General features: G+C 27.9%; 22 protein-coding genes, 1 pseudogene and 1 riboswitch. Of the genes and pseudogenes, 21 read left to right on the top strand and 2 right to left on the bottom strand.

What is annotated here, in order from left to right; all coding sequences use genetic code 11:
• Nucleotides 1-20: 20 nt before the first annotated feature.
• The 5 genes from QP548_RS10450 to ribE all read left to right on the top strand — a co-directional run bounded on the left by QP548_RS10450 (nt 21) and on the right by ribE (nt 4,972).
• On the top strand, nt 21-689 hold the full coding sequence (locus QP548_RS10450; protein ID WP_061426454.1) for a peptidoglycan recognition family protein: 669 nt from the start codon (nt 21-23) through the stop codon (nt 687-689).
• Between the two features lie 89 nt (nt 690-778).
• Nucleotides 779-894: riboswitch (FMN riboswitch) on the top strand.
• Between the two features lie 367 nt (nt 895-1,261).
• On the top strand, nt 1,262-2,359 hold the full coding sequence (gene ribD, locus QP548_RS10445) for a bifunctional diaminohydroxyphosphoribosylaminopyrimidine deaminase/5-amino-6-(5-phosphoribosylamino)uracil reductase RibD (protein WP_061426455.1): 1,098 nt from the start codon (nt 1,262-1,264) through the stop codon (nt 2,357-2,359).
• Between the two features lie 21 nt (nt 2,360-2,380).
• Nucleotides 2,381-3,034, top strand: a complete 654-nt coding sequence (locus tag QP548_RS10440) for a riboflavin synthase (protein WP_061426456.1) — start codon at nt 2,381-2,383, stop codon at nt 3,032-3,034.
• Nucleotides 3,035-3,184: 150 nt separating this feature from the next.
• On the top strand, nt 3,185-4,384 hold the full coding sequence (locus QP548_RS10435) for a bifunctional 3,4-dihydroxy-2-butanone-4-phosphate synthase/GTP cyclohydrolase II (RefSeq protein ID WP_061426457.1): 1,200 nt from the start codon (nt 3,185-3,187) through the stop codon (nt 4,382-4,384).
• Nucleotides 4,385-4,510: 126 nt separating this feature from the next.
• Nucleotides 4,511-4,972: a 6,7-dimethyl-8-ribityllumazine synthase gene (gene ribE / locus QP548_RS10430; protein ID WP_061426458.1), complete on the top strand. Its 462-nt coding sequence runs from the start codon at nt 4,511-4,513 to the stop codon at nt 4,970-4,972.
• A 306-nt stretch (nt 4,973-5,278) separates the two neighbouring features.
• Here ribE and QP548_RS10425 read toward each other — a convergent pair.
• Nucleotides 5,279-5,794: pseudogene (locus QP548_RS10425) on the bottom strand (cell wall-binding protein); the annotation flags it as partial.
• Between the two features lie 280 nt (nt 5,795-6,074).
• Nucleotides 6,075-6,482, bottom strand: a complete 408-nt coding sequence (locus QP548_RS10420) for a secondary thiamine-phosphate synthase enzyme YjbQ (protein ID WP_061426460.1) — start codon at nt 6,480-6,482, stop codon at nt 6,075-6,077.
• A 557-nt stretch (nt 6,483-7,039) separates the two neighbouring features.
• Here QP548_RS10420 and QP548_RS10415 point away from each other — a divergent pair.
• From QP548_RS10415 to QP548_RS10340, 16 genes are all read left to right on the top strand, one after another.
• Entirely contained in the window at nt 7,040-7,408 is a 369-nt protein-coding gene (locus QP548_RS10415; protein WP_236907326.1) for a hypothetical protein, read from the top strand.
• A gap of 17 nt (nt 7,409-7,425) precedes the next feature.
• On the top strand, nt 7,426-8,217 hold the full coding sequence (locus QP548_RS10410) for a hypothetical protein (RefSeq protein ID WP_061426461.1): 792 nt from the start codon (nt 7,426-7,428) through the stop codon (nt 8,215-8,217).
• A 34-nt stretch (nt 8,218-8,251) separates the two neighbouring features.
• The gene (locus QP548_RS10405) at nt 8,252-8,653 is read left to right on the top strand and encodes a type II toxin-antitoxin system PemK/MazF family toxin (protein WP_061426462.1); all 402 of its coding nucleotides are present in this window, start codon (nt 8,252-8,254) and stop codon (nt 8,651-8,653) included.
• A gap of 14 nt (nt 8,654-8,667) precedes the next feature.
• The gene (locus QP548_RS10400) at nt 8,668-8,937 is read left to right on the top strand and encodes a hypothetical protein (RefSeq protein WP_061426463.1); all 270 of its coding nucleotides are present in this window, start codon (nt 8,668-8,670) and stop codon (nt 8,935-8,937) included.
• 60 nt (nt 8,938-8,997) lie between these two features.
• Complete coding sequence (locus QP548_RS10395; RefSeq protein ID WP_061426464.1) at nt 8,998-9,996, top strand: CAP domain-containing protein; 999 nt, start codon at nt 8,998-9,000, stop codon at nt 9,994-9,996.
• A gap of 163 nt (nt 9,997-10,159) precedes the next feature.
• Nucleotides 10,160-13,729 carry a SpaA isopeptide-forming pilin-related protein gene (locus tag QP548_RS10390; RefSeq protein ID WP_139312209.1) on the top strand — a complete coding sequence of 1,190 codons (3,570 nt, stop codon included), beginning with the start codon at nt 10,160-10,162 and terminating at the stop codon, nt 13,727-13,729.
• A gap of 120 nt (nt 13,730-13,849) precedes the next feature.
• Nucleotides 13,850-14,197 carry a hypothetical protein gene (locus QP548_RS10385; RefSeq protein ID WP_061426465.1) on the top strand — a complete coding sequence of 116 codons (348 nt, stop codon included), beginning with the start codon at nt 13,850-13,852 and terminating at the stop codon, nt 14,195-14,197.
• Nucleotides 14,198-14,218: 21 nt separating this feature from the next.
• Nucleotides 14,219-14,551, top strand: coding sequence for a hypothetical protein (locus QP548_RS10380; protein WP_061426466.1), 333 nt, complete (start codon nt 14,219-14,221; stop codon nt 14,549-14,551).
• A gap of 183 nt (nt 14,552-14,734) precedes the next feature.
• Nucleotides 14,735-14,989: a hypothetical protein gene (locus tag QP548_RS10375; RefSeq protein WP_061426467.1), complete on the top strand. Its 255-nt coding sequence runs from the start codon at nt 14,735-14,737 to the stop codon at nt 14,987-14,989.
• An 8-nt stretch (nt 14,990-14,997) separates the two neighbouring features.
• Complete coding sequence (locus QP548_RS10370) at nt 14,998-15,609, top strand: class D sortase (RefSeq protein WP_061426468.1); 612 nt, start codon at nt 14,998-15,000, stop codon at nt 15,607-15,609.
• Between the two features lie 249 nt (nt 15,610-15,858).
• Nucleotides 15,859-16,239 (top strand): single-stranded DNA-binding protein, encoded by a 381-nt coding sequence (locus QP548_RS10365; protein WP_061426469.1) that lies wholly within the window; start codon nt 15,859-15,861, stop codon nt 16,237-16,239.
• Between the two features lie 41 nt (nt 16,240-16,280).
• Nucleotides 16,281-16,496, top strand: coding sequence for a helix-turn-helix domain-containing protein (locus QP548_RS10360; RefSeq protein ID WP_061426470.1), 216 nt, complete (start codon nt 16,281-16,283; stop codon nt 16,494-16,496).
• A 39-nt stretch (nt 16,497-16,535) separates the two neighbouring features.
• On the top strand, nt 16,536-16,772 hold the full coding sequence (locus QP548_RS10355; protein WP_061426471.1) for a helix-turn-helix domain-containing protein: 237 nt from the start codon (nt 16,536-16,538) through the stop codon (nt 16,770-16,772).
• 2 nt (nt 16,773-16,774) lie between these two features.
• Nucleotides 16,775-16,978 (top strand): hypothetical protein, encoded by a 204-nt coding sequence (locus QP548_RS10350; RefSeq protein WP_170869541.1) that lies wholly within the window; start codon nt 16,775-16,777, stop codon nt 16,976-16,978.
• 93 nt (nt 16,979-17,071) lie between these two features.
• Complete coding sequence (locus QP548_RS10345) at nt 17,072-17,617, top strand: hypothetical protein (protein ID WP_061426473.1); 546 nt, start codon at nt 17,072-17,074, stop codon at nt 17,615-17,617.
• A complete protein-coding gene (locus QP548_RS10340) occupies nt 17,607-17,876 on the top strand; it encodes a hypothetical protein (RefSeq protein ID WP_236907327.1) in 270 nt (89 codons plus the stop codon). The genes QP548_RS10345 and QP548_RS10340 overlap by 11 nt, the downstream gene beginning before the upstream one ends.
• The last annotated feature ends 418 nt before the right edge of the window (nt 17,877-18,294 follow it).

Raw genomic sequence — 18,294 nt, 5'->3', positions numbered from 1 at the left:
TAAAAGGGGGAAGAGCAGAGTTGGAGCATACTAAAATTAAGAATATTAATTTATCAAAGAGAAGAAAAAAGATTTTTAGAAGAAGACTTATATTTTTAATTAGTATTATATTGATTATTTGTGGGAGTATTTTCTTTGTTTTTCCTAAAATGAATAGAGATGAGAGCTATAGAGATGCTTATAAAAAGAATATTTCAAGTAGAGAGTTAGAAAAAATGAGGCAGGAATTAGATATAAAGGAAGTTGATTATAAATGGGGAAGCGGGCTTAAAAAAGGGAATTCACCTAAAAGATTAATTATTCATCATTCAGCAACGGATTCACCAGAAACTCCAGAAGATATTCATAAGTTTCATTTAGATAATGGATGGAGTGGAATAGGATATCATTTTTATATAAGAGAGGATGGGACAATTTATAAAGGTAGAGATGAAAATGTAATAGGAGCTCATGCAAAAAATGCAAATTATAATACCTTAGGAATATGCATTGAAGGAAACTTTGAAAAAGAGGGTTTAAATGAGGCACAAAAAAATTCACTTGTTAAATTAGGAACTTATTTAAGCTTAAAATATCCAATAAAAGATATACTTCCACACAGGGAAGTTGTGGATACTTTATGTCCAGGCACACTTTTTCCAATGGATAATATAAAAAGTAGCATTATTGAGGAAATAAAGAATATGTGATGATTATATAGTGAAAATTAGATTTTATAAACTAAATAGGAAATTGACATGAAAAAGTTTAAATGGTAATTTATAGATATAATTTAATAAAAATTCTTCAGGGCAGGGTGAAATTCCCTACCGGCGGTAAAGCCCGCGAGCTAGTTTAGCATGATTCGGTGAAACTCCGAGGCCGACAGTAAAGTCTGGATGAAAGAAGAATATCTAATAAGTTATCTTTTTATTATGTTTTATATGCATATTAAATTGATTGTTGTGCATTAGAATCTTTAGCTCTGAACATTTTTTGTTCAGAGCTTTACTTTTTATACTATTTATATTGGTATTAATTATTTTGAATTGGTTAAAACTTTTATTTTTAGAAATATAGAAATATATTTAAAGGATTTATTAAACCAATTAAAAATTTTATTAAACCTAATATTCTTAGATATATTAATTAAAATTTTAAGATTCTATTTAAATAACTTCAATTACTTGGATAACTAATAAAAGCCCTGAGTTAATTAAAACTCAGGGCTTTTATTTTTTATTAGGTACTTCTAAAGAAGAATTTGGAAGGAGAGGATAACTTGGATGAATTTTTTATGAAAAAAGCTTTGGAATTAGCTAGAAAAGGAGAGGGATATGTAAATCCAAACCCTTTGGTAGGAGCTGTTATTGTTAAGGATGGAGAAATAATAGGACAAGGATATCATGAGTTTTTTGGAGGAAATCATGCTGAAATTAATGCTATTAATAGTTCTATTAAATCTACTGAGGGAGCAACAATATATGTTACCTTAGAACCTTGTTGTCACTATGGTAAAACTCCTCCATGTGTAGAAGCCATAATTAAAAATAAATTTAAGAGAGTAGTAGTTGGAACCTTAGACCCAAATCCTTTGGTATCAGGAAAGGGTATTAAAATTTTAAGAGAGTCAGGCATAGAGGTTAAGGTAGGAGTTTTAGAAAAGGAATGTATTAGATTAAATGAGATATTTAATTTTTATATTAAGGAAAATAGACCTTTTATTGCACTTAAATGGGCAATGACCTTAGATGGAAAAATAGCAACTAAGGAATTTAAATCAAAATGGATAACTAATAGAAAATCAAGAGAGTTTGTTCATTCCTTAAGAAATAAATATAGTTCAATAATGGTTGGAATAAACACTGTTTTAAAGGATAATCCAGATTTGAGATGTAGACTTAATAAAAATAAAGAGTTAGAAAGAAAGCATTTTAGGATAGTACTTGATAGTAAATTAAGAATTCCTTTAGATTCAGAAATATTAAAAAATCAAAGTGAGTCAAAAACCTTAATTTTTACAACAAATAAAAAAGATAAGATAAAAATTGAAAAATTAAAAGATAAAGGTATAGAGGTAATAGAAGTAAATTTAGATGAAGGAAAAATTAATATTAATCAGGTTTTAGAGTGTTTAAAAGAAAAAAATATTGATTCAGTTCTTATTGAAGGAGGAGGAAATTTAAATTTTACTTTTTTAGAAAATAAAAAAGTAAATAAGATATATGCCTTTGTTGCACCAAAAGTTTTTGGAGGGAAAAATGCTATTACTCCTGTTGAAGGGGAAGGAGTAAGCAATGTCTTAGATGCCTTTGAATTTCCTGAAGTAAATTTGAAGACCTTTCATAATGATATTTTAATTGAATGTAACCTTAGTTAATAGAAAAAGGAAGTGAATAATATGTTTACTGGTATTGTGGAAGAAATAGGAGAAGTTATAAGCATAGATAAAAATGAAAAATCATCTTTACTGAAAATAAGAGCTAATAAGGTCTTAGAGGACACAAAGATAGGTGATAGTATATCAACAAATGGAGTTTGCTTAACTATAACAACTAAGGGAAAAGATTATTTTACTGCATATGTTATGGGGGAAACCTTAAGAAAAAGTAATCTTGGAAATTTAAAAAAATCAAGTAAGGTGAACTTAGAAAGAGCCATGAGTATTAATGGCAGATTTAATGGACATATAGTAACTGGCCATATTGATTCCACTGGAGAAATAATTTCTTTTAAAGATGAGGGGGAAGCAATATGGGTAGAAATTAAAGTTTCATATGAGTTAAGCAAATATATAGTTTATAAAGGCTCTATAGCTATTGATGGAATAAGTTTAACTATTGCAGAGGCTAATGGGGAAAGGTTTAAGATTTCCATAATTCCTCATAGCCAGGAAGAGACAACACTAACTAAAAGAAAAATTGGTGATTTAGTAAATATAGAATGTGACTCTATTGGTAAGTATGTTGAAAAGCTTTTAGGCTTTAAAAAACATAATAGAAAGAAAAAGTCTGTTTTAACAGAAGAGTTTTTAACTATTAATGGGTTTATTTAAATTATATTTTAAAATTTAATATTTATTTTTATATATTGTTTTAGATCAAGTTTAATTTTACAAAGTAGATATATTTGCTAATAAAAAAATAGCTAATAATTTTAAAAATTCTTGAAAGGTGGTGTTGGGGATTTTTATCTCCTTAAAAATATGAAGAAGTTTAATTTAATAGAAGAGGCAATAGAAGATATAAAAAATGGGAAAATGGTTATTGTTATTGATGATGAGGGAAGAGAAAATGAGGGGGATCTAGTTATGGCTGGAGAACTTGTTACTGGAGAAAAGATAAATTTTATGGCCACTTATGGAAAGGGTTTAATATGTGCTCCAGTAAGTGAGAGTATAGCTGAAAATTTAGGATTGAATCCTATGGTTTCACATAATACAGATAATCATGAAACTGCATTTACAGTCTCTATAGACTATAAAGATACAACTACAGGAATATCAGCCTTTGAAAGGGCTCATACAATTAAAGAATTAATAAATGAAGAAAGTAAAGCAGAGGATTTTAGAAGACCAGGACATGTATTCCCTTTAATAGCTAAGAATGGTGGCGTTTTAAAGAGAGCTGGGCATACAGAGGCAGCAATTGACTTAGCAAAGTTAGCTGGATTAAAAGAAGTTGGGGTAATCTGTGAAATAATGAAAGATGATGGAACTATGGCTAGAACTGATGAATTATTAGAATTTGCAAATAGTCATAATATGAAAATAATAACTATAGAAGATTTAATTGCTTATAGAACAGAAAGAGATAATTTTGTTTATAGAGTTGTTGAAACTAATATGCCAACTAAACATGGAGATTTTAAGGCTATTGGGTTTATAGATAAACTTACAGGAGAGCATCATGTGGCTTTAGTTAAAGGAGAGATAAAATCAGAGGAGCCAGTATTATTAAGAGTGCATTCAGAGTGTTTAACTGGAGATGTTTTTGGATCAAGAAGATGTGATTGTGGAGAGCAATTTCATAGAGCTATGGAAAAAATAAATGAAGAGGGAAAAGGAATATTACTTTATATGAGACAAGAAGGAAGAGGAATAGGTCTTATAAATAAGTTGAAAGCTTATAAGCTTCAAGATGAAGGATTAGATACTGTAGAAGCTAATATAGCCTTAGGATTTCCAGAAGATCTTAGAGATTATGGCGTTGGAGCACAAATTCTAAAAGATTTAGGTGTAAGGGAAATAAGGTTAATGACCAATAATCCTAAAAAAATAACTGGCTTAGAGGGATATGGACTTAAAATAGTAGAAAGAGTACCTATAGAAATAAAGTGTAATGAGGAAAATGAGTTTTATTTGAAAACTAAGAAAGAAAAAATGCACCATTTAATAATGCAGTAATTTTATAGAGTTATTTAAAATTTTAAATTTAAAGATAGATTAAAAGTGGATAAAAAAGTATCAATATTAGATACGAAGAATTAAAAAAATACTTGAAGTATAAAAATGTTTAAAGGAGAGATTAGAATGAGGATTTTAGAAGGAAATTTAATAGGTCAAGATAAAAAGTTTGCTATAGTTGCAGGAAGATTTAATGAATTCATTGTATCAAAGCTTATAGATGGAGCTTTAGATGCTTTTAAAAGACATGGAGTAGAGGAAGAGAACATAGACCTTGCTTGGGTTCCAGGAGCTTTTGAAATACCATTAATAGCTAAAAAGTTAGCTAAATCAGGAAAATATGCCGGAGTTGTTTGTTTAGGAACAGTAATAAGAGGAGCTACCAGTCATTATGATTATGTTTGTGGAGAGGTATCAAAAGGAATAGCTAATGTAAGCTTAGATACTGAAGTACCAGTTATCTTTGGAATCATAACAACTGAGAATATAGAACAAGCTATAGAAAGAGCCGGAACTAAAGCTGGGAATAAAGGGTTTGATGCAGCTATGGCAGCCATTGAAATGGCAAATCTTTTAGAGAATATATAACTTTCCAAGTTAAGCATATAAGTTCAAGTTATAAAATTAAAGATTCTATAACTTGAACTTATAATTAAAAGTATTTATCTTAAAATTAAGAATAACTATTTAAATAAACTTAGTGTTAAAGTTTGTTTATTTAACACATAAGTTACAAGGATCAGATTTTCCTTTATTTATAGCTTCATTAAGGCTCATGCCAAGGATAGAAGAGCTTCTTTTTAAGGCTGTACAATCTTTGCTATAGTGATAGCTTTTACCGTTTGGAGTTACATATACAATAGAATGGTTTTCATCTTTTAATGGCGTTGCTATACCGTTAGAATCTATTTTCCAACCATCAATAATTGTGTTAGTAACCATCTCACCAGAACTATTTAAATAGTACCAAGTACCATTGTCATTTAGCCAGCCAGTTTGCATAACTCCGTTAGAATTTGAATAATACCATTTAGAATAGACTTTATACCAACCTGTAGCCATAGAGCCATTGTCGTTTAAATAGTACCAAGTACCATTGTCATTTAACCAACCAGTTTGCATAACTCCATCAGAATTTGAATAATACCAGTTAGAATTAACTTTATACCAACCTGTAGCCATAGAACCATTGTCATTTAAATAGTACCAATTGCCATTATCATTTAGCCAGCCAGTTTGCATAATTCCGTTAGAATTTGAATAATACCAGTTAGAATCAACTTTATACCAACCTGTAGCCATAGAGCCATTTTCATTTAAATAGTACCAAATACCATTATCATTTAGCCAACCAGTTTGCATAATTCCATTTTTATAGAAGTACCATATTCCATTTGTATTAATCCAACCTTCTTTAGAAGATTTAATTAAATTTTCATTTTTTATGTTATATGAGTTAGATAAATTTAAGTTTGATACTTGGATTTTCGAATTAAGTGTTTCTGCATTTACATTGATTGTATATATGCTTGAAGATATTAGTCCAAGTGTTAATACAATCGATGTTATTTTGTGATTGATTTTCATAATATTCCCCCTAAAACAAATTGTTTAAGTAAATTATACTAAAAAACAGAAAATTTTGGATGAATATTATTGAAAATATAATTAATAATAAATTAATTAAATATTATCCCTCCAGAATCTTAACATAAAAAGTTCTGTTTCTTGGACCATCAAAGTCGCAGAAATATATATCTTGCCATTGACCTAGGATTAATCTACCTCTATGTAATATTAATTGCTGAGATACTCCAACTGTAGAACTTTTAAGGTGGGAATGTGAATTGCCTTCAAAATGTCTGTATTTATGATCATTAGTTGGATAAACTTTTTCAAATCCATAAATTAAATCTTTAACAACATCAGGGTCTGCATTTTCATTTATTGTTATACCGGCAGTAGTGTGTGGACAATAAACAACTACAATTCCATTTTCAATATTACTATTTTTTATATCTTCTCTTATATAAGATGTAATTTTACTCATACTTTGAGGTGTATGAGTTTCTAGTGTATGTTTAAAAAAATTATTCATAAAAACACCCCTTTAAATCTTACTATATAAACATTATATAATATTTTTAAATTTTAAATAATATAATATTCTTAGGTTTAATATTAATAAATGTGGATAGAATGGCATATGAAGAACTTATATTGGAGGAAGTAGTATGTTTGATTTCATATTTGATAAAGAGGACAAAAAGATTAAGGGAAGAAACTTTTTAGATGAGAGAAATTTTATAGTGTTGTTTCTTTCACAGATGTATTTATAAAATAATTATTTATTTGAAATTTTTTAAAATGAAGTAACAATAAGAAAGATAGAAATGTTATTATAGCGATATTTAAACATTGAAAAAATGCGTTAAATATTGATAAATTATTAGTATAAACTACTAATTAGTTTATTAATTATTAAAAACGCATTTTTTTTCTGTTTTTATTAGGAAATTAATTATTTGTTAATAAATTATAAAGATTAAATAAACAAATTTTCCACACCTGTTGGTATGGAATAACTATACACTTTTTTAGGAGGTGTAGAAAATTAAGAAAGGCAATTGGAAAAAGGAAGAAGAGTTAAAAGTTGTGGAACTTTTTTACTTGGGATATACAGCAAGAGAAATTGGAGCAGAGATAGACAGAAGTAAAGAAGCTGTTCAAAAGAGAATACAATTTTTAAAACTTAAAAATGTTATAAACGAAGAAGATAAAAATTATCTTGTTTTAAAAAATAAAAATAGTTTAAGGCTTTGGGAAACATATCCCGAACGAGTTAAAAGAGAAATTAATAGAGCATTAAACCACGAAAGTAATAAATATATTACTGGGAGCAATTTAGAAAAACAATGTAAAAGTGCATATGAAAATTATAGCGGTGGTAAAAGACTAAAAAAAGAAACAGAAGATATGGTCTATCCGAGTGATATGCCTAAATATATAAAAACAATAGTTTAGAGAAGGGAGGTATACAGATGGCTTATAAGATACCTTTTACTAAAGAGCAAAAAGACAGATTGAGTGAAATTGGTAGTAAAAAGAAAATCCAAAAAGCGGGTTCTGTTTTAGCTTATATTACAAAATATGCAAATAAAGAAACTGGATATTTAGACGTATCAATCGAAAGATTACACGCTAAGTATGCTGAAAATAAGAAAAAAATAGTTAATGGGAAAAAGAAAGCTCAAATTTCTTTAACTTACTTTAAAAAATTAGCAGATTTGTTAGTTGATAAAGGAATTTTAAGTATAAAAAGAGAAGGTAAATTAAAATTTTATGGTATAAACTACTTTTCAAACGAAGAAAAAGAAGATAATGATAATGATGATACAAAAGAAGAAAAAGTACAAGATGATTCAAGTGATGAAGGGTTGCTAGAGAAATTAGCAAAAACTTATAAAGGGGTAGAGTATAATGTTATAGCAACAAAGAAGCAATTAAAAACAATAGCAAAGGCTTTATTAGTAGCAAATAATTTAAATTCTAATTCAGTTCATGACAAATGTGTCCAATGGCTAGTTTTTAAAAAAATTAAAAATAGTTTGCAAAGGATTAATCTAGTTGGGGCTATAAGGTATATAGAAACAATACTGTATGAAAAATTAATTGAGGTACAAGATGATAATTTTAATGTACCAATGTGGCTATATAATAATATTGAATTGCCAAAAGTAAATTTCACACAAAGAAATTACAGCAAAGATGATTTTGAAAAATGGGATAAAGAATGGCAAAAAGATTTATGGAATGGTACAGCTTTAATTTAATACATATAAGTCTAACAAGGAAGGAGGAAAAAGTATGAGGACAATAAGAAGTGAACTTTTAAAAATAAATTCAACAAGAGCTTATTTAAGGGGAGATATTTTTTATGCAGATTTGCCCGACCAAAAAGGTTCAGAGCAAAATGGATTAAGACCAGTTGTTATAATTCAAAATAACTTAGGAAATAAATATGGAAGAACTCTTATTGTAGCACCAATAACATCACGAGATAAAAAAGATTTACCAGTACATAGTGAAATTTATAATAGCTTAGAAAAAGATTCTACAATTCTTTTAGAGCAAGTAACTACGATAGATAAAAATAAGGTTAAAGAATTTGTAGGTCATTTAACAAGAAATGAATTAAAAAAATTAAATATAGCTTTAGCAAGAAGTGTTGGCTTAATGGATTTAAACTCTTTGGAATTTATCCTATAATAGGAGATTAGCTTATGAGTAAAGAGTATTTACACATGAAGGAATGTCCTTATTGTAAAAGTGATGAAGGATATTTTTTTAGAAGTTCATATCGAGGGACATATCATGAACGTTATAACTTTAATGGAGAAATAGCTGAAGAAAGTGGAGATATACATGATCATGCTACTTATAAGCAAGGTAAGATAGCTTATTGTAGAAATTGTGGTGAAAAATTATTTAAGGTGGATAACAGTTTAGAGTTTTATGTTGACATTGAAAATAAAAGGCTAAATACAATATAAAAGTGTTCCCGAGGGACACCAAATAAAATTATACTTAGAAATGAAGGGAGAATGGTAAGTATGAATAAGAAAGTAAAAGCCATAATAGAATTTATAAAGGTACATAGAAAAGAAAGTATAGGAGTAGCAGTAGCCTTAGGAATAGCAGTTATTGGAATAGGCGGATATGCTATAAATAGTCATTATTCTAAAAATAATATAGAAAAAAGTAATATAGCTTTAGCAGAGAAGAAAGAAGATACAACTAAAGCAGATGAAAATAAGGAATTAGATAAAGAAAACCAAGAAGAAACTACAACAGAAAGTGATGTAGTGGTTGAGGAAAAGGAAGATGGAACTTTAGTAGTTAAAGACAAAGAAGGCAATATCGTTGCTGACAGTAGTAAAGGTGATGATGTAACAGTTAAACCTCCAGTTATAGCTGAAAATACTAAACCGAGTGAACCATCAAAACCTAGTGAAAATAAACCAAATAATTCAACTGGTGGAAATACTGAAAGTAATCAAACACCACCAACAAATAATGAAAGTAGTAATAATAACCCTGCCCCACCAGTTGAAAACAAACCAGTAGATAAGCCTAATAATGAGAGTAGTAACAACAATAAACCACAAGATAAACCGCAAGAACAAGTACCAGCACCAAAGCCACCTACTGAAAATAAGCCAGTAGAAAAGCCACAAGAACCAGTTAAACCTCAAAGAACATGGGAATATCAAAGTGCTATGTCAAATGAGCTTTGGAGTTTATTCAATCAGTATAGACAAGAAAATGGATTAAATGCTTTAACTTGGAGCAATAAATATAATGGGTGGGTAAAACAACATACTGAAGAAATGGCACAAAAAGAAAGTGCTTTCCATAAGTTATATCCTGAAGGTGGACAAGTAACAGGATTAAATGGAGCTAGTATGACTGCTAGTAAGATATTACAACAATTTAAAAATTCACCAGCACATGATGCTAATTTATTAGATGATGAGTTAACAGAAGGTGCTTGTGCAGTATATAAAGATAGCAATGGAGTATATTACTTTGTTATAGGATTTGATTATTAATATAGTTTTCTCCTTATTTAATTTAATATAGATTAAAAGGGTCTTAGTTAATACTAAGGCTCTTTTTTATGTTTAAGTTTTTAATAAAAGACAATTCAAGGGAATTACTCATTATGAGTAATTTTCTTTTTATATATATTAAAATTTTTTTAGGAGGGATTTCATGAAGATATTCAAGAAGTCAAAAAAGTTATTTAAAACACTTGCTATGATGTTAGCAATGTTAATTATTGCACCGAGCCTTGGTGTATTTGCAGTTGAAATTAACTCAACTGATGGAGAGTCATATTTAAAATATGATTCTCCAACGTGGGGGAAGGTGTTACCAATAGGAAATCATAGGTACTATGCACCAGATTTAAAGACATGTTATTGCTTAAATACTGGAGCATTAAATCCAACAGGACAAGACTATACTGAGGAAATAAAGGTTGATAAGGGAATAGAAACTATTCTTTACTGGGGTTATCCAGCTAAAGATGGTTCAGAATGGGGAATATCTGCTGATGAATATAGATATTGTACTCAACTTGCAATATGGTCTTATCAATTTGAAGCTGGAATAAGCCGTGGAATGGATAGAACAAGACTTAAAAATGGAACTGTTTCAGTAAGTAGATTAAAACCAGTAATAGATTTTCTTGTAGAAAAAGCTCATAATAGAGAATTACCAAAATTTTTTGAGATTACTCCAAGTGAAGTTAATGCAACTGAAAATGGTGATTATCTAGTGAGTGAACCTATAAAAATAAAATCAGACTATTCATTTTCTAATGCTAGAGTATCTGTAAAAAGTACAAGTGATCCTAGTTTAAAAGATAGCATTAAAGTAATGGATATGAATGGTAGTGAAAGAAATTTATTTAATTCAAATGAAAGCTTTAAAGTGTATATTCCTAGAAATGCAAAAACAGGCGAACTAAATATTTCTATAAAAGCTATGGTTGAAATTCCTTCAACAGTTGCTTATAAAACACCACAAGCTGGTAAACAAGATATGGCAGTTGTACCTTTAGAAACAACACCACAATCAAAAGATAATATAACTGTAAGATGGACAGGTTTAACTGGAAACTTAAAGGTTATTAAGACTGGTGATAATGGAGAGCTTTTAACTGGAGCTAAGTTCCAATTAAAAGATATGAATGGAACTGTAGTAGGAGAAAAGACATCTGAAAATGGAGAATTAACTTTTACGGATATAATGGATGGTGAATATATTTTAGAAGAAGTTGAAAGTCCAAAAGGATTTTTAAAGGCAGAACCAGTTAAGGTTACTATAAGAGCTGGAGAAACGGCTGAAATCAATATTGTTGATACTCAAATAAAAGGTAGAGTAGAAATAACTAAGATTGATGAAGAAACTGGAGAGCCACTTGAAGGTGCTGAGTTTGAGATGGTAAAAGCAGATACTAATGAAGTTGTCGAAAATATGACTACCAAAGAAAATGGAAAAATAACAAGTGGATTACATCCTTTTGGAGATTACATTGTAAGAGAAATAAAAGCTCCCAATAAATATACTTTAAATGGTAAGGAGTATCCAGTTACTATTAGTGAACATATGCAAACTATAGAAATTACTCATGCTAATAGAATAATTAAAGGAAGAGTTGCGATAAATAAATTCGATAATGAATTTAATGACCTTAAATTAAAAGATGCTGAGTTTACTATATACGATAAAAACGATAAAGAAGTCGATAAGCTTATAACTGACGAAAATGGCTATGATGAAAGTATAGACTTAAATTATGGCGATTATTATATGAAAGAAACTAAAGCACCAGTAGGACACAAGTTAAGCGATAAAGTATATGACATTCAAATAAGAGAAGATAAAAAAGTTTATACTTTTGATGTTCCTAATTATGTAATAAAAGGGTCAATACAAATAGTTAAAGTTGATAGTGAAAATGAAGAAAAGCCAGTTGAAGGTGCTGGATTTGATGTTGAGGCAGTTAAAGTTGATGGTATAGAAACTGGAACTGTTGTAGATCATGTTGTTACAGATAAAGATGGTTTTGCGTTCACTAAACCACTTAGATATGGAGAATACAAATTCATTGAAACTAAAACTCCTAATGGATATTGGCAATCAGACAGAGAATATCACGTTAATATAACAGAAGATAATAAGATTTATGTTAAATATGTTAAGAATGAACCTATTAGAGCTAAATTAAGAGTAGTAAAAACAGATTCTAAGGATAACACACCAATTGAAGGAGTTAAATTCCAGATTAGAAATACTGATACCAACGAGCTTGTAACATTCAAAAACTTTGTTGGAATATTACCATTACCAACAAAAATATTAACAACAGATAAGAACGGAGAAATACTAACTCCACAAAATTTAGAGTATGGAAATTATGTCCTTGAGGAAGCAGAACCAAAAGAAGGCTATGTTGGTATAGAACCAATACCTTTTAAAATCGACGAGAACGCTCCTTTAGAAGATATTAAGGATTTAGGTACTATTTATACTATTAAAGTATCTAATGAACGTATAACAGGTGATGTTGAACTTTTAAAAGTAGATAGTGAAACTAAAGAACCTTTAGCAGATGTTAACTTTAAATTTACTTGTATAGATGGATTTATGAAAGACCAAACTTGGGATTTAACAAGTAATGAAGATGGAAAAATAAACTTAAAAGGTTTAGAACATGGAAAATACATGGTTGAGGAAGTAAGTACATTGTGGAATTACGTACTTAACAAAGAGCCATTATACTTTGAAATAAAAGAAAATGGTCAAGTAGTTAAGCTTGAAATGGAAAATAAAAAGATAAGAGCTAATGTAGAGCTTATCAAAATTGATGAAGATACTCAAAGACCATTAAAAGATGCGGATTTTGAACTTTGGAATGGTGAAAAGCTTGTAGGAACTTACACAACTAACCAATATGGAAAAATTAGTTTAGAAGGCTTAGAAGCTGGAAATTATTATTGGAAGGAAGTTAAAGCTCCAGAGCATTATATTTTAGATGAAGATAAGGCTTTAAACTTTGAAATAATAGAAGATGGTAAAACTGTAACAACAACAGTTGAGAATAAAGTTCAAACTGGAGATGTTGATTTTACTAAAACTGATGTTACAACTGGAGAAAATATTGAAGGTGCTAAGATAGAAATAGTCGGATTAGAAGAACACAATAAGCACATTAAATTTGAGTTCGATTCTTCTTTAGAAGGAAATAAATTCAAACTTCCAGTAGGTAAGTATCAGTTCAAAGAAATACAAGCACCTAATGGATATGAACTTTCAATAGAAGTTGGAACTTTTGAAATTAAATACGGAGAAATAACAAAAGCTAACTTAAAGAATGAAATAACAACAGGAGTTTTAGAGTTTACTAAAACAGATGTTGCTACTGGAGAAGTTTTAGAAGGAGCTAAAATTAAAATAGAGTGCTTAGAAGGATTAGATCAAGGAAAGATTATAGAATTTACTTCTAGCAAGGAAGGAAATAAATTTAATCTTTCAAAAGGTAAATACAGAATTTCTGAAACACAAGCTCCTAGTGGTTATGAATTAACTACAGAAACTGGTGAATTTGAAATAAAAGAGCATGGACAAGTTATAAAATGTAACTTAACAAATAAAAAGTTTGAAATAGTTAAAACTGGTGGAGCATTTAATGTAAATATGATGTTACCACTTGGCTTAATTTTAGTAGTTGGAAGCGTAGGAGCTTTAGCATTTACTAAGAGAAAGAGAGCATAATGTTAAATTTATAGGACTAACTAAATTTATTAGTTAGTTCTTATTTTTTAGTTTTTAGGGAGTATAAAATAGAGCTGTAATCCCTTACTACTCCCTAAAAATATAAATGAGGTGAATGTTATGAATGATGAACTAAATTTATTTATATTTGTGGTAATAGTTTTTTGTGTCATATGTCTTATTTGTCAAATTGGACATGAAATATATTTAGAAATAATTGATTCTAAAACAACTAGCCATATAGAAAATGGAATTATTATTGATAAAAAAGAAGAAGTAAATCAAGCACCAATTCTTATAGGTACTAATATTTTTTTAAATTTCAATAGTCAAGAATATTTAATTGTTAAATGCAATTATAATACATATGAAATAGAAGCAGATTCAAATGAATATGATATTGGAGATGAAGTCCAATTACAAATAAAAGAATATAAAGATAAAGTTATTTCATTTTCAATTATTTAATAATTAAATGGAGGAATAATTATGAAAAAGAAAATTTTAGGATTATTAGTAGTTGGAGCATTAAGTTTAGGATTAGTTGGTTGTAGTGGAGTTTTAGAAAATAATTTAGCTTCTAAAAGTTTAGATGAAACTAAAAAAAATTACGTAGTTATTAATTACTCTGGAGGAAAGAACGTTGATGTTTGGACTTTGGAAAATTTTAATGTTCAAACTTTAATTAATTCAATTAAATGTGAGTTTGTTGATGATAATGGAAATAAGGTATTTGTTTTAGATGACGTTTTAGTTATTGTGTGCAAGGATGATAAGGAATTTAGTAAATATAAAGAATTTCATGAAGCAATAAAGGAGTAGAGCAATGAAAGTTGTAATTATACTAGGAATATGGATGGTAAGTTTTTTATTTTATTTATCTTTATTTAGAGTAGCTTCAAAAGAAGATAAATATTATGGAGCAAGTTTAGAATAAAAGTGTCCACGGGGAATACTTTTTTATTGGTATTAGATAAAGAAAGTTTTATAAGGGGAGAGTAGGATATGAGAAGTGATTATTTTTTAGAATTAGAAAATATTCAATTTGAATTAAGTAAATTAATGTTTAGAAGGTTAAATGCTGATGAATTAGAATACAGGAGATATTTAATTTCAAAAATAGAAAGAATATCTAAAGAGATAATGAGGTTAGGTAAGAAGAAAGAAGTTTATAGGTTAGAAGATAAGCTTAAATCATTTATGATTAATTATAATATTAATATTTATTATAAGTTATTTATATTAAATAAAGTTGGATAGTGGTAGTTATGAGGAAGTCATTAATTATTTTATGTTTAATAGGAATTATTTTAGTAGCATTATCATTAACTTTAGATTATAAATCAGAGAAGATTAAAAATGATTTAATAGAGAGCTATAAGATTAATTCTGAAGAACAAGAACTTAAAAATGAAGATAATCCAATAGAACAGAATATTGATAATGGTAACAGCAATATACAAGCAAATAAAAAAATTAATAGTAGTGTTAATACTAAAAATGAAAATATAATTGGGATTTTAAAAATTAGTAGTATTAACTTAGAAGCTCCAATCATATTAGGTGAGGAAAACTTAGATTATGTTGTTGCAAAGTATAGAAATAGTCCAAGCTTTGGAGAAAGTGGGAATGTAATTCTAGCTGGACATAACAATATGAAAGGTTCTATATTTAGAAGTTTACATAAATTAAAAATTGGAACAATAGTAGAAATTCAAAGTAATAATAAAGTATATAAATATAAAATAACAGAAAGAGAAATTGTAGAACCGAATAATTCGAGTTTACTATCACAAGATTTAAGTAAAAACGAGATAACATTAATAACCTGCACTAATCATGCTAAACAAAGATTAATACTTAAAGGAGAGTTGATTTAAAATGAATACTTTTATATTTTTAGGATTAGATTTTTTAATCCTTTTTTTATTAACAATAGTATTAGTTAAACTTGAAAATTATGAGTTTAGAGTTAAAAGGGAGCAGTTATGATAGATAAGAAAGTTAATGAGATAGCAGAAAGTATTTTTAATGAAAAGAAAAAGGTTTTATTATATTGCTCCAATATTTATTAAATTATAGAATTTTAAAAATTAATAATTGATATTAATAAGAAAGTAGGGAAAAGAATGAATAAAATAATTTTAGCTGGAAGATTAGTAAAAGAGCCAGAGCTTAAATTTCTTGATGGAAGTGGAAAGGCTGTTGCTAGATTTACTATAGCAGTAAATAGAAAGACTAAAGGAAAAGAAGGAAAAAGAGAAGCTGACTTCTTTAATTGTGTTATATTTGGAAAGTTAGCAGAAGGTATTACTAAGTATGCCAATAAAGGACAAGAGATTGTTTTAACAGGAGAAGTTAGAAATAGAAGTTATGAAGATAATGATAATATAAAAAGATATATTACAGAAGTATATGTAAGTGAATTTGACTTGTTTGGAAATTATAAGAAAGAAGAAAATAATAACATAGATTATCCAGAAGAATTAGATGGAGATATACCGTTTTAAAGTGTCCCTAGGGAACACTTTTTTAGATTGGGGGTGATTAAATGAAATCAAAGAATGAAGAAGTTAATTTATCTAAAAACTTAAAAGAAAATAGATTAAAGAAAAATCTTACACAAAGAGAATTAGCTAAGAAATGTGGATTAGATTTTCATACTATAAGTCTAAATGAAAATAAAGAAAGAAACTCTAGTTTTGAAATTATATTAAGACTAGCATTAGGGTTAAATATATCATTAGAAGAATTATTAGTAGGATAGGTGTTCCACGTAGACACAAAATGACAGGAGGGAATTTTCATGGATAGAATACTAGAAGAGTATTTAGAAGAAGCTATACAAAATATTGGAGAGAATATAAAGAAAAGAAGAAAAAGAAAGAAATGGACACTTAAACAACTCTCTAAGAAAAGTGGACTAGGGATAAAGACAATACATGATATAGAGAGTGGGATTAATAAACCAACAAAAAATACTCTATATAGATTATCTAGGAGTTTTGGAGTAACTATAGATGAATTAGTTTATGGAAAATAAAAATGAGAAATGTGTATTCAGTTAGTTTTAAAAAATCGGAAAAAGAGCTTAAAGAATTTGCACTAACTCATGATGAATTTTCAAAATATATTAAAGGGTTGATAAAAATAGACAAAGAAAAAACAGAGAAGATATTTACTGATGAAGAAATAAAAGAGATAAATAGATTAATAGAAAAGAAATTAAAAGAGAAAAAGTGTCCCTAGGGAACACTTTTTTTATTGATAGTATTAATTATTTAAGAGCTTATAAATCATTATGAAAAGTGTCCACGGGGAACATTTTAAGGAGGAGAAAAAATGGATGATAAATTAAAGAAAAGAAAATATAGATTAGGATATGAGTATACTTTTACACCTAGAAAATCATTTAAGCATAAAGATGATGCAATAGATTCAATAAGTATAACTATTTTATTTAATATTTATGATAAAGCTGGTAATGAAATATTATTTGAAAGTAAAGGTGGGGAATTTACAGAGCAAAAGATAAAGCTTGATGGTATTGGAGAATATTATTTATTTGAACTATTAGAATGTTATATTTTCGATAAAGATTTATTTCTAGGTGAATATTCATATAAGTTTTTTCCAACGCCCCAATTATTAGATAGTGAATATATATTGATGTTTAAGATTTCAAAGTTTACAAAGGATGTTATTTTAAAGGCTGGCTTTTCAAAGTCTATAGAAATAGAAGAAGATGAATTTAATGAAATATTTGAAAGAAATTTAGGGGTTTTCAAGAATAAAATTAGTATTAAAAGTTATATAACACAAGAAGCTGATGATACAGAGAATATTTTTGACAAATTAGTTATAGGGACTGGTAATAATGGATTTTGATACAGTTATGAAACTTTTTCTTATAAACTGCTTTTATATGATATTTTTAGGAATTGAGGAACTAATTTTTATTTATCATTTGTCAAGAGAGGGCGATGAAAAAGAGAAGTATATTAGTCTACTTTTAATAAATGCATTTTTTTCATTTTACAGTAGTTTTACATTAAGTTATATAGGTATTTATGTAGCAGGATTAACAATGTTAAAGACACTAATAATATTAGTAAGAAAAAGAATGGAAAAGGATAATATATTTTAGTATAAGAAATGTATTTTATGTATCTTTTTTATATTATATATATGCCACTAATACTCCTGTGAATCAACTTTTTTTTCTGAGATAGCAACAAAAAACAAATTAATAAAAGTGTCCACGGGGGATATTTTTTATGAGGTTATATTTTATTAAACAACTGAAAATATAATGTAGCGTAGTGGAATTATAGTTGAAGGCGTTAGCTCCAAGTGGGTGAGGGAGAAAGTGTTTTCTCCCTATAATATTTAAACAATGGGGGAGGGTATTGATGATATATAATCAAATTATTAAATTTTTTTTGACAATGATTATGATAAGTACATTTTTTATATTTGAAAAATTTGAGTGTACTGTTGAGTAGTGTGATGAAAAGAAAAAGACATCATTTAGTTTAAAACAAATTTCAATTTTATTAATGTTA

Origin of the sequence: Clostridium sp. UMB9555A, from assembly GCF_030222355.1 — a bacterium.
Classification (GTDB): Bacteria; Bacillota; Clostridia; order Clostridiales; family Clostridiaceae; genus Sarcina; species Sarcina perfringens.
This window is presented reverse-complemented; position numbering and strand designations above follow the sequence as displayed.

Bases quoted from the DNA above. Each gene is read 5' to 3' on its own strand.
- QP548_RS10440 (WP_061426456.1), top strand. From the start codon at position 2,381: ATGTTTACTGGTATTGTGGAAGAAATAGGAGAAGTTATAAGCATAGAT.
- QP548_RS10435 (WP_061426457.1), top strand. From the start codon at position 3,185: ATGAAGAAGTTTAATTTAATAGAAGAGGCAATAGAAGATATAAAAAAT.
- ribE (WP_061426458.1), top strand. From the start codon at position 4,511: ATGAGGATTTTAGAAGGAAATTTAATAGGTCAAGATAAAAAGTTTGCT.
- QP548_RS10420 (WP_061426460.1), bottom strand. From the start codon at position 6,482: ATGAATAATTTTTTTAAACATACACTAGAAACTCATACACCTCAAAGT.
- QP548_RS10410 (WP_061426461.1), top strand. From the start codon at position 7,426: ATGGCTTATAAGATACCTTTTACTAAAGAGCAAAAAGACAGATTGAGT.
- QP548_RS10405 (WP_061426462.1), top strand. From the start codon at position 8,252: ATGAGGACAATAAGAAGTGAACTTTTAAAAATAAATTCAACAAGAGCT.
- QP548_RS10400 (WP_061426463.1), top strand. From the start codon at position 8,668: ATGAGTAAAGAGTATTTACACATGAAGGAATGTCCTTATTGTAAAAGT.
- QP548_RS10395 (WP_061426464.1), top strand. From the start codon at position 8,998: ATGAATAAGAAAGTAAAAGCCATAATAGAATTTATAAAGGTACATAGA.
- QP548_RS10390 (WP_139312209.1), top strand. From the start codon at position 10,160: ATGAAGATATTCAAGAAGTCAAAAAAGTTATTTAAAACACTTGCTATG.
- QP548_RS10385 (WP_061426465.1), top strand. From the start codon at position 13,850: ATGAATGATGAACTAAATTTATTTATATTTGTGGTAATAGTTTTTTGT.
- QP548_RS10380 (WP_061426466.1), top strand. From the start codon at position 14,219: ATGAAAAAGAAAATTTTAGGATTATTAGTAGTTGGAGCATTAAGTTTA.
- QP548_RS10375 (WP_061426467.1), top strand. From the start codon at position 14,735: ATGAGAAGTGATTATTTTTTAGAATTAGAAAATATTCAATTTGAATTA.
- QP548_RS10370 (WP_061426468.1), top strand. From the start codon at position 14,998: ATGAGGAAGTCATTAATTATTTTATGTTTAATAGGAATTATTTTAGTA.
- QP548_RS10365 (WP_061426469.1), top strand. From the start codon at position 15,859: ATGAATAAAATAATTTTAGCTGGAAGATTAGTAAAAGAGCCAGAGCTT.
- QP548_RS10360 (WP_061426470.1), top strand. From the start codon at position 16,281: ATGAAATCAAAGAATGAAGAAGTTAATTTATCTAAAAACTTAAAAGAA.
- QP548_RS10355 (WP_061426471.1), top strand. From the start codon at position 16,536: ATGGATAGAATACTAGAAGAGTATTTAGAAGAAGCTATACAAAATATT.
- QP548_RS10350 (WP_170869541.1), top strand. From the start codon at position 16,775: ATGAGAAATGTGTATTCAGTTAGTTTTAAAAAATCGGAAAAAGAGCTT.
- QP548_RS10345 (WP_061426473.1), top strand. From the start codon at position 17,072: ATGGATGATAAATTAAAGAAAAGAAAATATAGATTAGGATATGAGTAT.
- QP548_RS10340 (WP_236907327.1), top strand. From the start codon at position 17,607: ATGGATTTTGATACAGTTATGAAACTTTTTCTTATAAACTGCTTTTAT.